General features: G+C 66.7%; 14 protein-coding genes. 6 read left to right on the top strand and 8 right to left on the bottom strand.

From position 1 onward, the window contains the following. Positions 1-79: 79 nt before the first annotated feature. The 6 genes from GGR88_RS05495 to GGR88_RS05470 all read right to left on the bottom strand — a co-directional run bounded on the left by GGR88_RS05495 (position 80) and on the right by GGR88_RS05470 (position 5362). Positions 80-310, bottom strand: a complete 231-nt coding sequence (locus GGR88_RS05495) for a hypothetical protein (protein WP_167953581.1) — start codon at positions 308-310, stop codon at positions 80-82. Between the two features lie 108 nt (positions 311-418). Then, on the bottom strand, positions 419-1660 hold the full coding sequence (locus GGR88_RS05490) for an N-succinylarginine dihydrolase (protein WP_167953580.1): 1242 nt from the start codon (positions 1658-1660) through the stop codon (positions 419-421). After that, entirely contained in the window at positions 1660-2670 is a 1011-nt protein-coding gene (locus GGR88_RS05485) for an arginine N-succinyltransferase (protein WP_167953579.1), read from the bottom strand. Before GGR88_RS05485 ends, GGR88_RS05490 begins: the two co-directional genes overlap by 1 nt. Beyond that, positions 2667-3875 (bottom strand): hydrolase, encoded by a 1209-nt coding sequence (locus GGR88_RS05480; RefSeq protein WP_167953578.1) that lies wholly within the window; start codon positions 3873-3875, stop codon positions 2667-2669. The genes GGR88_RS05485 and GGR88_RS05480 overlap by 4 nt, the downstream gene beginning before the upstream one ends. 48 nt (positions 3876-3923) lie before the next feature. Beyond that, a complete protein-coding gene (locus tag GGR88_RS05475) occupies positions 3924-4868 on the bottom strand; it encodes a DUF481 domain-containing protein (protein WP_167953577.1) in 945 nt (314 codons plus the stop codon). A gap of 11 nt (positions 4869-4879) precedes the next feature. Next, positions 4880-5362, bottom strand: a complete 483-nt coding sequence (locus tag GGR88_RS05470) for an RNA pyrophosphohydrolase (RefSeq protein ID WP_167953576.1) — start codon at positions 5360-5362, stop codon at positions 4880-4882. Positions 5363-5412: 50 nt separating this feature from the next. On the opposite strand from GGR88_RS05470, the gene GGR88_RS05465 reads away from it, so the two are divergent. The 4 genes from GGR88_RS05465 (at position 5413) to GGR88_RS05450 (ending at position 9513) form a co-directional block, all read left to right on the top strand. Next, on the top strand, positions 5413-6360 hold the full coding sequence (locus tag GGR88_RS05465) for an arginase family protein (RefSeq protein ID WP_167953575.1): 948 nt from the start codon (positions 5413-5415) through the stop codon (positions 6358-6360). Between the two features lie 4 nt (positions 6361-6364). After that, positions 6365-6760, top strand: coding sequence for a hypothetical protein (locus GGR88_RS05460; RefSeq protein ID WP_167953574.1), 396 nt, complete (start codon positions 6365-6367; stop codon positions 6758-6760). A gap of 52 nt (positions 6761-6812) precedes the next feature. After that, a complete protein-coding gene (locus GGR88_RS05455) occupies positions 6813-8189 on the top strand; it encodes a cryptochrome/photolyase family protein (protein ID WP_167953573.1) in 1377 nt (458 codons plus the stop codon). Between the two features lie 61 nt (positions 8190-8250). Further along, on the top strand, positions 8251-9513 hold the full coding sequence (locus GGR88_RS05450) for an SAM-dependent methyltransferase (protein ID WP_167954380.1): 1263 nt from the start codon (positions 8251-8253) through the stop codon (positions 9511-9513). A 26-nt stretch (positions 9514-9539) separates the two neighbouring features. Here the strand turns inward: GGR88_RS05450 and GGR88_RS05445 are convergent, their stop codons facing one another. Together GGR88_RS05445 and purF are read right to left on the bottom strand one after the other, a co-directional pair. Next, complete coding sequence (locus GGR88_RS05445) at positions 9540-10253, bottom strand: SDR family NAD(P)-dependent oxidoreductase (protein WP_167953572.1); 714 nt, start codon at positions 10251-10253, stop codon at positions 9540-9542. Positions 10254-10263: 10 nt separating this feature from the next. After that, positions 10264-11721 carry an amidophosphoribosyltransferase gene (gene purF / locus GGR88_RS05440; RefSeq protein ID WP_167953571.1) on the bottom strand — a complete coding sequence of 486 codons (1458 nt, stop codon included), beginning with the start codon at positions 11719-11721 and terminating at the stop codon, positions 10264-10266. Positions 11722-11847: 126 nt separating this feature from the next. Here purF and GGR88_RS05435 point away from each other — a divergent pair, with 126 nt between their 5' ends. Further along, positions 11848-12096 (top strand): DUF7218 family protein, encoded by a 249-nt coding sequence (locus tag GGR88_RS05435; protein ID WP_167953570.1) that lies wholly within the window; start codon positions 11848-11850, stop codon positions 12094-12096. 45 nt (positions 12097-12141) lie between these two features. Continuing rightward, a complete protein-coding gene (hisI, locus tag GGR88_RS05430) occupies positions 12142-12504 on the top strand; it encodes a phosphoribosyl-AMP cyclohydrolase (RefSeq protein ID WP_167953569.1) in 363 nt (120 codons plus the stop codon). The last annotated feature ends 10 nt before the right edge of the window (positions 12505-12514 follow it).

The following is a 12514-nucleotide window of genomic DNA, read 5'->3' as shown; positions in this document are numbered from 1 at the left end:
TTCCCACCCCGCCGGCGCCAGTCGCAGGCGGAGCTTGTCTAGAGACGCGATCGCGGCTCCACCAGATCGAAAGCACAGCTCATCCGTCCCGCTCCCGTTCGCGGTCCGCGTCGACGGCATCGATCAACTTGCCGCCGGCGACGAAGACGACGAGAGTGCAGGCGACGAACAGCAGCTTGCCGCCGAAATTGGGATAGATCTCGAGGTAGACGCGGCCGCGCTCCACAGCGCCGAGGGCAAGGGCGTAGATGACGAGGAACACCTCGAACTTGGTGCGGATGGTGAAGAGCCGGGCGAGCTTGTCCTTCATGTTGACACCCGCAGCAACGATTGCGCCAACCTCGCAGGGCCGCGGGTTTTCCAACAGGCCCAATAGTTACTTGTAAATTAACCCGACAGCAGCAGCCGCCGCAAGCGATCAGAGATCGAGGTCGAGCGCCGTCATCAGAGCCGCCCGCGCGCCCTCCACCCTGTCGATCAGGTGCGGCGAGGCGATTTCGGCCGGGCCGATCTCTTCCGGCCAGTGACGAGCAACGACGCCTTCGATCATCGCGATCCGCGCGTCGTCGACAAGGAAGCGCCGGTCCACCGTTGCCGGATCGGCGACCACCCGCAGCCTGAGACAGGCCGGCCCCCCGCCATTGGCCATCGATTCGCGGACATCGACATAGTGGACGCGCCGGATAGGGCCGTTGCCGGAGAGATTGCGCTCCACCCAACCGGCGACGCTCGGCACCTCCCGCGCGTCTGTCGGCAGGATCAATGCTTGGCTGCAGTCCGGCAGCGTCACGAGCTGGGCGTTGAACAGGTAGGAGCGGATCGCGTCGGCGAGGCTGACCTCGGCGGCGGGCACCTCCACAAGCTCAAATCCCGGAACAAGGGCAGCGATCGCGTCGAGCGTCCCCGCGCGGTCCTCAAACGCCTGCTCGTGCGCGAACAGCGTGCGCCCGTCGGCGACCGCCACCACATCATTGTGAAAGGCACCGGCCGCGATCGCGGCTTCCGATTGCCGGACCATCAGCGTTCGCGACGGATCGAGGCCATGCCGCCGCGCCACCGCTTCGCTCCCAACCCGGCTCTGGCGGGCGGGGAAGGGGCCGCCGCGATCACCGAACACGAAGACCTCGACGCCAGGCGCGTCATATCCCGACGCAAAGCGCATATGGTTGGCGGCGCCCTCGTCACCGAACGGCGCCGGTACGGGATCATGGACAGTGAAGTGCGCGGGATCGGAAAAGGCGATGCGCAGCTGGGCAAGCGTGCCGGGCCATTCGTGACTGCGATGCGGCATGGTCACGAGGTTCGCGACGGTCAGGTGACAGCGCCCGTCGGCGGTGTCCGGCGCCGGAGAGACCGTCGCGGCGTTGGCGGTCCACATCGCGGCGGCGGACATGGCCCATGCCGGGACCGGTGGCGGTGTGTGCATGTCCGCCGACAGCGTTTGCAGCCAGTGCCGATGCGGCCTGACATGTGGAAGCAGGATCCCCTGCGCCAGACCGAGCGCAAGGTTGGCACGCATCTTCGCCAGCCCCTGCAGCGCCGCCGCCCTGGGCCGGCTGATCCGGCCGGCGTTGCGCGCCGACGCCAGGTTGCCAAGGCTGAGCCCGGCATAGTTGTGGGTGGGACCGACGATCCCGTCGAAGTTGATCTCCCGAAGCATCAGCGCGGCGCGTGCAGGATGGTGTCGCGCACCCCGACGCGGAGCAACGCGGCGGCATCGGCATCAATCGTCACCGCGGTGTCGTCGCCGCCGATCCGGGCATAGCCACAGCGGAAGTCGGCAAGCGCGCCGGTGGAGACCAGCCGCTGGTCGCCCGCTTCATCGATCGCGGAGATCGGCGCTTCCTTCGCAGACATGATGCTGGCGATCCGATCCGTCGGCGCGATCATGGTGGGCCCGCCATCGAAGATGTCGACGTAGTTTCCGAACTGAAAGCCTTCGGTTTCGAGCATGCGCATCGCCGCCCGTCCGGTCAGATGGGGCACGCCGATCACGGACCGGGCGGTTTCCGGCAGCATGGCGATGTAGATCGGATGTTTGGGCATAAGGTCCGCGATGAATTGGTTGCCGTGCACCGCGTTGAAGGCATCCGCTTCCTGGAAGCTCATGCCGAAGAACCGGCCGGCAAGCCCGTCCCAGAAGGGGGATCCGCCCGCCTCATCGATGACGCCGCGCAGTTCGGCCAGGACCCGGTCGGCAAAGCGTGAGCGGTGACGCCGGATGAAGAGATAGCGACTTCGCGCCAGCAGGAGCCCGAGCCCCCCGGCGCGTTCGGCCGGATGGAGGAAAAGCCCGCCGACCTCGCTCGACCCTTCCAGATCGGTGGTGAGCGTCAGCATGTCCGCGCGGAAGGTGCGCTTCAGCTCCCGTGAACTCTGGGTCAGCGTTCCCAGGCGGTAGCTGTAGAAAGGCCAGCGCCGCCCGACTTCCGTGAAGATCTGAGCGGTCCCCCGCACTTCCCGGGTGCCTGCGTCTTCAAGCACAAGGACGAACAGATTGTCGCCGGCTGCATCGGTGTTCCCGCTAACCGCGGCAACCGATCGTTCCAGCTTCTCGGCCAGGGCAGGTTTGTCGGCAGGCAGGTTGGTGAAGCCGCCTCCGGTCAGCTTCGCCATTTCGTAGAGCGGCTGCAGGTCATCGAGGGTGGCGAGGCGAACGATGTGGCTCACGCGAGGCCTCCGTCGGCGATCCGGCAGATCGCCAGCGCGGACAGCATCGCGCGTTCGGCCAGGGACTCCACGATCAGATATTCGTCTGGAGAGTGGATGGCACCGCCCCGCACCCCCATGGTGTCAACCACCGGGACGCCGCAGGCCGCGATGTTGTTGCCGTCGCACACGCCACCGGTCGATCGCCACCTGACGTCGAGATCGATCATCCGGCCGCACTCCCGGACAAGCGCGAAAAGCTTTTCCGCGGCGGGATCGACAGGCTTCGGGGGGCGACCGAAGCCGCCGTGAACTTCAACGGCAACGTCGTGATCCCGCGCGACAGACGCCGCAGCCGCTTCGACAGCGGTGCGGGCGTGCCGCACGTCTTCCTCTCCCGCTGGACGGAAATTGACGCGCAGGACAGCAGTGTCCGGCACGACGTTGTTGGGCCCGCCGCCATCGATTTTGGCGGGATTGACTGACAGGCCGGGGCTGGCGACTCCCGCCAGCCGAAGCGTCAGGTCGGCGGCAGCGACGACCGCATTGCGCCCGTCAGCCGGGTTGCGCCCGGCATGGGCGCTGCGGCCGCGCACGAGGATGGAAAAGTTCCCGCTGCCGCCACGCGCGCCTGCCAGCGTGCCATCCGGCAGAGCGGGTTCATAGGTCAGTGCCGCAATCTTGGTGGGCGCGAGATCCGCCAGGAGGGCAGCCGACGACGGCGAGCCGACCTCCTCATCGCTGTTGATCAACACGTCGTAGCCGATGCTGCCGGCGGCTCCGGACCGCTCGATGGCCGAGAGCGCCGCCAGCAGAACGGCGAGCCCGCCCTTCATGTCGGCCACACCGGGACCGTTCAACCGCCCATCCATGATCGGCGAGATCGACTGGAACGAGTGATCGGCCGGGTAGACGGTGTCCATATGCCCGGTGAACAGCATGCGGCGCGATGCGTCCGGGCGGACCCGCAGACGAAGGTGGCGCCCATGAAGCGTTTCGAGCACCTGCCCCGACGCGCTCACCCGTTCGCTGGGCGCGCCGTCCAACAGCGCGAGCTCGCCGGGAAGCGCGGAGAAGGCATCGGCCAGCAGGCCGGCCATTGTCGCAAGGCCTGCGAGGTTGGCCGATCCGCTGTTGATCGCGCTCCAACGCTCCACCTGCTGTAGCATCGGCTGCGACGCGGCTGCTTCGGCAACATCGCGGTGGCGCAGGTCAGTCTTGGTCATGCCGGGCTTCTAGGCGGCGAGGAACGCCCCCGGCAAGGCGACCCGCCCTTAGAAGTCGTACACCAGGCTGGCGCGGCTGATGGTGCCGCTCGTCTTGCCGCCGAGCGGCGGCATGCTTTCATACTGAAGATTGTAGGAGAGGCGGGCGGAGAGAGACCCCAGCAGCTTGGCATCGAGTGCGGCCGTGTTGGCGAAGCTGTTGCTGCGCCCATCGACGACCAGTGCGGCATCGTTTGTCAGCCGGATGCCTTCCGCCAACGTCCAGCGAAGCCCGAGCGAGCCGCGCCCGCCGAGACTGCCGTCTTCCGATCCGTCGGTGAAGCGCGTCGCGCGGTAGGTGGGACCGGCATCGACATCGATCGAAAGTGCTCCCGGTCCCGCGACCCGGTAGCCGACCCCGCCCGATGCCGACAGGCGGCGGTCAAAGCCGAGAAAGCTGTCACTGTCATACTGGGCCAATCCGTAGACGAAGAGCCCGTCGCGGATGCGGACGCGTGGTTCGTAAGAGAGGAGGAAGGCGTCGCGGACGGATTCGCCATCGGCTTCCTGATAGTCGACGCGCCCGCGCAGCCGATGACGCCAGCGATCCCCCTCACGAGTCAGCACGAGCCCTGCGCTGATGCCAAGCGTGTTCGACGTGCCGGTGGTGCGTGTGCCGCCGAGATCGCCCTGACCCTTCCAAAGATCGAACAATCCTGCGGTCTCCAGCCGCTCCTGCTGCGCCTGCAACCGCCGCTCGCTCCATGCCCGGACGAGCCCGTCGATCTCCTCGCGGCTGTTGGGCGCCGCCTCGCGCGCATATTTCGCGACGGTATTGATCTCGGCTTCGTTGTTGTTGCCGATTGCGGCATCGAGCATCTGCCGCAAAACGGGGTTCATCGCCGGTGAAGCGGCCGCGATCTCCTCGGGCGCAGGCAACGGTTCGGGCGGGGGCGGGGCGACATCGGCACCCGGGGGTTGCGCGGCAAGCGCGAGCAGCAGGCTGAACGGCATAAACGCTCCGGTCAGATCAGGGGACGAAACGCCTCCAGCACCTGCTCGTAGAGCCGGCGCTTGAAGGGAACGATCATCAACGGCAGTTCATCGGGATCAGCCCATTTCCAGGACCTGAATTCGGGCTCCGCCGTCTCGATCCGCACATCCTCGTCACGCCCGAGGAAGCGCGCGAGAAACCAGCGCTGCCGCTGACCGCGCCACCGCCCGTTCCAGATCTTGCCGATCATCTCCTCGGGCAGGTCGTAGAACAGTTCGTCGGGTGCCTCGGCCACGATGTGGATGAGGTCGGCGCCGATGCCGGTTTCCTCCCCGATCTCCCGCACGGCAGCCGATCGCGCATCCTCGCCCGCGTCGATTCCGCCCTGCGGCATTTGCCACGCCTCGAGTATAGAATCGAGCCGTTGGCCGACGAAGACCTTGCCCGCTTCGTTGACGAGCATCACCCCGGCACAGGGGCGATACGGAAGATCTGCGGCAACGGGATCAGCCAAACGGGCCTCCAACTCTGGTTTCCAGATGGCGAGCGCCGTAGATAGGTCCTGTGCTCCACCTCGTCCACCATCCGGACTATGTCACGCCGGCGCCGCCGGGCGCCTTCCCGGCGGACAAGTACGGCTTGATCATCCCGGCCCTGGAGGAGATCGGCGCGCCACACAAACAGCATCGGCCGGAGCCGATGCCGCGACGCTGGATCGAGGCGGTTCACGAGCCTGCTTATGTGGAGGAGGTGTTCACCGCTTCGGTGCCGCGCGACAAGGAACGGCGGATCGGCTTTCCCGTCGATGCGCGCATCGCGCGGCGGGTCCAGCTGACGCCGGGCGGAAGCTGGCTCGCCGCCCGACTGGCGCTCAATCATGGCTATGCCGCCAATTCGGCCGGGGGGAGCCACCATGCGCTGTTCGACACGGGAGCAGGCTACTGCGTGTTCAATGACCTTGCCGTTGCAGCCATCCGCTTGATCGCAGAGGGCACGGTGGCGCGGATCCTGATCGTCGACCTCGACGTGCACCAGGGTGACGGCACCGCCGCGCTGATCGGCGATCGGGCGGACATCCGGACCTACTCCGTCCACGGCGAGAAGAACTTCCCCGCGCGCAAGGCGCGGTCGACCGTCGACGTCGCGCTGCCCGACGGCGCCACCGACGATGCCTATCTGGACGCGCTGTCGCAGACATTGCCGCCGCTGGTCGATCGGGTACGGCCCGACCTGATCCTCTACCAGGCGGGGGTGGATCCGCATGTCGACGACCGGTTGGGACGGCTGGCGCTGTCCGACGAGGGACTGGACCGACGCGACCGGTTCGTGGCTGGCGAGGCGATCCGGAGCGGGGCGGCGGTCGCCAGCGCGCTCGGCGGCGGCTACGGGCCCGACAAGATGCTGCTGGCGCGCCGGCATGTTCGGAGCATGCTGTGCATGGCCGACGCGCTGAAGGCGCACCGCCCGGTGCTCGCGGCCCGGCTGGGTTCGGTTGCAGCAGAGGTGGCGTAAGCGGATGAGCATGATAATGTGGATGATCCTCGCGCAGGCGGCGCTGCAGGTGCAGGCTCCGGCTGCGCCAGGTCTGGATCAGCTTTCTGTGGGGGGACGAGCAGTCCTCCAGCAATCGATGGCCGACAACGAGGTGCAGGCGCGCGGGTTCGCTGAGCGGTCGGCAGCGGCAAGCGAGATGATCGAAGCGGCGGCGGTGCGACGACCGTTCGACCTTCAGGCGCTCCGCGCGGCGCTGGAGACGCGCGATGCCGTCGATGTTGATCGCCTGCGCGCCCGAACCGCCCGCGGCATCGAGTTGCTCTCCCGCCTGTCGGAGGCGGACCGCGAGATCGTGCTGCGCGTCATCCCCGGCCTGACCGGCATTCGAGGACCGGCCGGCGAGGCGCCGACCCGCTGACACGTCGGGGCCGGAGGGAACCACGGGGCATGGGAGGGCGTAGCGGAGCGTCATGAACGATGTTGTGCTCGTCTGGCTGCGCCAGGACCTCCGCCTCCACGACCAGCCCGCCTTCCTCGCCGCCGCGGAAGACGGCTGCGCGGTGGTCCCGGTTTACGTGCTGGACGACGACACGCCGGGCGACTGGCGCATCGGTGGAGCGCAGCGCTGGTGGCTGCACCACAGCCTGGCGGCGCTCGCCAAGGATCTGGAGGCGCTGGGGTCCAGACTGGTTATCCGGCGCGGGCCGGCGGCGGCGGAGATCGCCAAACTGGCGAAGGAACTTGGCGCCAAGCGAGTGCATGCCATCCGCCATTACGAGCCCTGGTGGATCGCAGCCGAACAGGAGCTCGCCTCCGCCATCGACCTGGTGCTGCACGACGGTAACCAACTGGCGCCACCGGAGACGGTGAGGAGCGGAAGCGGGGAGGCATTCAAGATCTTCTCGCCCTTCTGGAGAGCGCTGGAGGCGAAGATGCCTCCCGAAAAGCCGAAGCCGGCGCCAGGGAGGCTGACCGCGCCGGACAAATGGCCGCCGTCGACGCCGATCGCCGCGCTTTCATTGCTGCCGACGAAGCCGGATTGGTCCGGCGGCTTCGCGGAAGAGTGGGCGCCCGGCGAGGCGGGCGCCGCTGACAGGCTGAAGGCGTTCCAGGATGCGGTGGGCAGCTATGACGACCGCCGCAACCTTCCATCCGACGAGGGAACATCCCGGCTGTCGCCCCACCTGCACTGGGGCGAGGTGTCGCCCGCGACGGTGTGGCATGCGGTGGCGCGCAAGAAGAACAGTGAAGGCTTCAAGCGGGAGCTCGGATGGCGCGACTTCACATCCGCCGTCGAGCAGGCGAACCCCGAGATCGGCGATCAGAACGCGCGCGCCGCCTTCGACAAGCTGAAGTGGCGCACCGGCAAGGCCGCCGACAGCGATTTTCGCAAATGGACCAAGGGGCAGACCGGCTATCCCATCGTCGATGCCGGAATGCGCCAGCTGTGGACGTCCGGCTGGATGCACAATCGCGCCCGCATGATCACGGCGTCCTTCCTGATCAAGCATCTGCTGATCGACTGGCGGCGTGGGGAGCGCTGGTTCTGGGATACGCTCGTCGATGCCGATTACGGCAACAACTCGGTCAACTGGCAATGGGTGGCTGGCACCGGCCACGACGCCAACATGTTCAGTCGGATCATGGCGCCGTTGACACAATCAGCGAAATTCGAGGCGGCAGAATATATCCGGCGGTGGGTGCCCGAACTGGCAAGTCTGGACGACGAGGTGATCCATGATCCGGAAGCCGCAGGCGTGACCGTCAAGGGCTACCCGGCCAAGCTGATCGGCCATCGGGAGGGACGGGAGCGTGCCCTCGCCGCGGGACGGGCCATACGCGGTTGACGGTAGACCGTCGATCCGGACCGGCGGTAGGGTGATCCATGGTTTCGACGATCACCCGCTCATGAACGCACCGCATCCCGACCGCGCCCGGCAGTTCGACGCCGGACATCGTGGCGGCGGATGGATCGCGCGCGTTCGTGCTTCGATCTTCCACCGGCTGCTCGATCGGATCGATGCCGGATTGCTGTCCGGTGCGATCGAGGCGTGGTTGCCGGACGGATCGCACCGAATCCTCGGCGGGCGGGCGCCCGGGCCAGTTGCGGAGGTGGAGCTGCGCCGCTGGCGCGCGCTGGTGCGCCTGGCGCGGCATGGGTCGTCCGGCTGGTACCAGGCCTGGGCCGACGGCGACTGGGACAGCCCGGATCCCGTGCCATTGTTCGACCTGTTCATGCGGAACGCCACAAGCCTGAAGTCGGTGGCCCGCGCGAGCGGCCCCTGGCGCATCCTCAAGCGGCTGGGCCATGCCCTCAACGGCAACAGCCGGGCCGGATCGCGGCGCAACATCGCCTTTCACTACGACCTCGGCAACGATTTCTACGCGGCGTGGCTGGACGAGACGATGACCTACTCGTCCGCCCTGTTCCAGGAGCCAATCTCCCGGTCGGAGGAGCTGGCTTTCGCACAGCTCAACAAGATCAGGGCGCTGCTCGACCGGCTAGAGCTGGCGCCCGATCAGCACCTGCTCGAGATCGGGTGCGGGTGGGGAACATTGGCGGATATCGCCGCCGACGAGTACGGAGTGACCGTCACCGCGCTGACGTTGTCCGCAGCGCAGGCCGAACAGGCACGCGCGCTCAATCAGGCGAATATCGCCGCCGGTCGGGTGTCGATCGACCTGCGAGATTATCGTGACGTCGAGGGTCGCTTCGATGCAGTCGCGAGCGTCGAGATGGTGGAGGCGGTCGGGCTGGAGCACTGGCGCAGCTATCTGTCGTCGATCCACCGATCGTTGAAGCCGGGCGGACGGGCCGCATTGCAGTTCATCTCCATCCAGGAGGAAATCTTCGAGCGCTATGCGACCAGCGCCGATTTCATCCAGACGCACATCTTTCCCGGCGGAATGTTGCTGTCGGAAGCACGCTTTCGCGCGATCGCAGAGGCTGTCGGGTTCGAGTGGCACGGAAGGCGAGGGTTCGGCCTTCATTATGCCGAGACGCTGAAGCGGTGGCGCGAGAGGTTCGACGAGGCCGTCGCCGCCGGCCGGATCGAAGGGGATTCGGCCGCCCCCTTCAACCGCTTGTGGCGCTACTACCTGATGTATTGCGAGGGTGGGTTCCGGGGCGGCGGGATCGACGTCGCGCAGGTGACATTGATCAAGCGCTGACAGCTGCCCCGCGGCTCGCGCGCCGGTCAGCCGTCGATGCGTTCCCGATGCCCGGGCTCGAAACCCTGAGAAAGAAGCGCGGCGATGCGGTCGCCAACCACGGACGCGGGCTTCACCGTTTCCGGATCTTCGCCCGGAAACGCGCGAGCGCGCATCACCGTGCGGGTCGCGCCCGGATCGACAATGGCGGTGCGGATGCGCCCGATGTTTCGCTGCTCCTCGCCATATGCTTCGACCAGCGTTTCGAGCGCGGCCTTCGATGCGCCATAGGCACCCCAATAAGCCCGCGGCGCGCGACCCACGCTGGACGTCACGGCAACCAGGCGCCCGCCGCTGGACCGGCGCAGAAGGGGATCGAAGGCGGAAATCAAAGCCTGTTGCGCGATGACGTTCAGCGTCATGACGCGAGACAGCTCCTTGGCATCGATCGACTGAACAGGGGTCAGCGAGCCCAGTGTCGCCGCGTTCAGCACTAGCCCGTCCAGCTTGCCCCAGCGTTCGGCAATCGCAGTCGCCAGGCGCGCAATGCTGTCGCCGTCTGTCAGGTCGAGCGGCGCGATTGTCGCAGATCCGCCCGCGTCGTGAATGCGCTCCTCCACCTCCTCAAGGCCTGTGGCGGTGCGGGCGACCAGGACGACGTGAAATCCTTCGCGTGCCAGCGCCTCCGCCGTCGCGGCGCCGATGCCCCGGCTCGCGCCGGTAACAAGCGAGAGGCGTTCAGTCTTGTTGCTGTCTGTCATGATCGGTTCGTCACATCACCCGTTCGGCGGTGAGAGCCAGCTGATCGGTGCAATCGAGCGCATCCTGATCGGTCAACCGCGTGGGATAATCGCCCGTGAAGCAGGCGTCACAATATTGAGGCCGCACGTCAGCCCGTCGCGCCTCGCCAACAGCCTTGTAGAGGCCGTTGATCGACACGAACGCGAGGCTGTCGGCATGGATGAATTCGGCCATGCCCTGGATGTCGTGGACCGCGGCGAGCAGCTTCGACCGCTCCGGCGTGTCGACGCCGTAGAAACAGCTGTGCCGCGTCGGCGGGCTTGCGATCCGCATATGCACCTCGGTCGCGCCCGCATCACGCATCATCTGCACGATCTTGAGCGAGGTCGTCCCCCGGACGATCGAATCGTCGATCAGGATGACACGCTTTCCCTGGATCAGGGCGCGGTTGGCATTGTGCTTCAGCTTCACCCCAAGGTGCCGGATTTGGTCGCCCGGCTGGATGAAGGTCCGGCCGACATAATGGCTGCGAATAATGCCGAGCTCGAAAGGAACGCCGCTCTGCTGTGCATAGCCGATCGCGGCCGGCACCCCGGAGTCCGGAACCGGGATGACAAGGTCGGCGTCGACCGGCGCCTCGACGGCGAGTTCGGCGCCGATCGCCTTTCGCACCGAATAGATGGAGTTGCCGCCGACAATCGAGTCGGGGCGCGAGAAGTAGACATGCTCGAAGATGCAGGGGCGCGGATTGACGCGGGAGAACGGCCGCACAGACCGCATGCCGGACGCGTCCACGATCACGATCTCACCGGGTTCAACGTCGCGCATGTGCTCGGCGCCGACGACATCGAGCGCCACGGTCTCTGAGGCAAAGATCACCGAGTCGCCAAGCCGGCCCATCACCAGCGGACGGATGCCAAGCGGATCGCGGCATGCGATCATGCCCTCCGGCGTCATGCAGATCAGCGAATAGGCGCCTTCGACCTGCTTCAGCGCGTCGACGAATCGGTCGAGCAGCGTCCGGTAGGTGGAGGTGGCCACCAGGTGAATGATGACCTCCGTGTCGGAGGTGGACTGGAAGATCGAGCCCCGGCGGACAAGCTCCCGGCGCAGGGTCAGCGCGTTCGAGATGTTGCCGTTATGGGCGACTGCGAAGCCCCCGGACGACAGCTCCGCGAACAATGGCTGCACGTTGCGGAGCGCAGTCTCGCCCGTGGTGGAGTAGCGAACGTGGCCGCACGCGACACGGCCTGCGAGCGAACGGATCACCCCGTCCTTGTCGAAGGTGCCCGCCACATGCCCCATCGCCCGATGCGAATGGAAATCATGGCCGTCGAAGCTGGTGATCCCGGCCGCTTCCTGGCCACGATGCTGCAGCGCGTGAAGGCCAAGCGCAACAACTGCCGCGGCGCCGTCCGCATCCCAGATGCCGAACACGCCGCACTCCTCGCGCAGCTTGTCATCGTCGAACGGATTGGTGGTGATCATGGCCTGCCCGCCTTCATGCTCGGCGGTGCATATAGGGACGGGTTTGCCCCTTGTCTCGCTTTTGTCATCGATCCTGCGGCGAACCGGGTGAGCGCCCGCGCGTTTGGCAAGAAAGGGAGAGGGTCGATGGCGAAGGATCATGGTCCGCAGATCAAGGACGACGCACTCTACGAGGAGCTGATCAAGCAGGGCAATTCCAAGGGAAAGGCCGCGCGGATCGCCAACGCGCGCGCGGCCGGCACGCTGGACCATCGCAGCGACAAGCTGGAGGAGCGGAGCAAGGCCGATCTCTACGACGAGGCCCGCAAGATCGGGATCGAAGGGCGGTCCAAGATGACCAAGGCCGAGCTGGCGCGGGCGATCCGATCGGACTGACCGAACCGATTGCGGCGGAGCCCAACACGACCTACCCCGCACGCCATGGTTGACGATCGTGAAGCGGGCCTGTCGCTCCAGCCCAAGTTCGACGCGCAGGGGCTGCTGACGGCGGTGGTGACCGATGCCGCGAGTGGGGCGGTGCTGATGGTCGCGCACATGAACCGCGACGCGCTGGACCTCACCTTATCTACGGGCGAGGCGCACTTCTTCTCACGCAGCCGCGGCCGGCTGTGGCGAAAGGGGGAGACATCGGGCCATGTCCTGCGCGTTCAGGAAGCGCGGATCGATTGCGACCAGGATGCTGTTTGGCTCATCTGCGACCCCCAAGGGCCTGCGTGCCATACCGGCGCAACAAGCTGCTTCTACCGCCGGATCGAGGATGGTGAGCGCTTGACGTTGACGTGAACGTCAACTA

The sequence above is a fragment of the Sphingomonas jejuensis genome (assembly GCF_011927695.1).
GTDB lineage: Bacteria > Pseudomonadota > Alphaproteobacteria > Sphingomonadales > Sphingomonadaceae > Sphingomonas_K > Sphingomonas_K jejuensis.
Note: the sequence above shows the minus strand (reverse complement) of the source record. Positions and strands in the feature narration are given on the sequence as shown.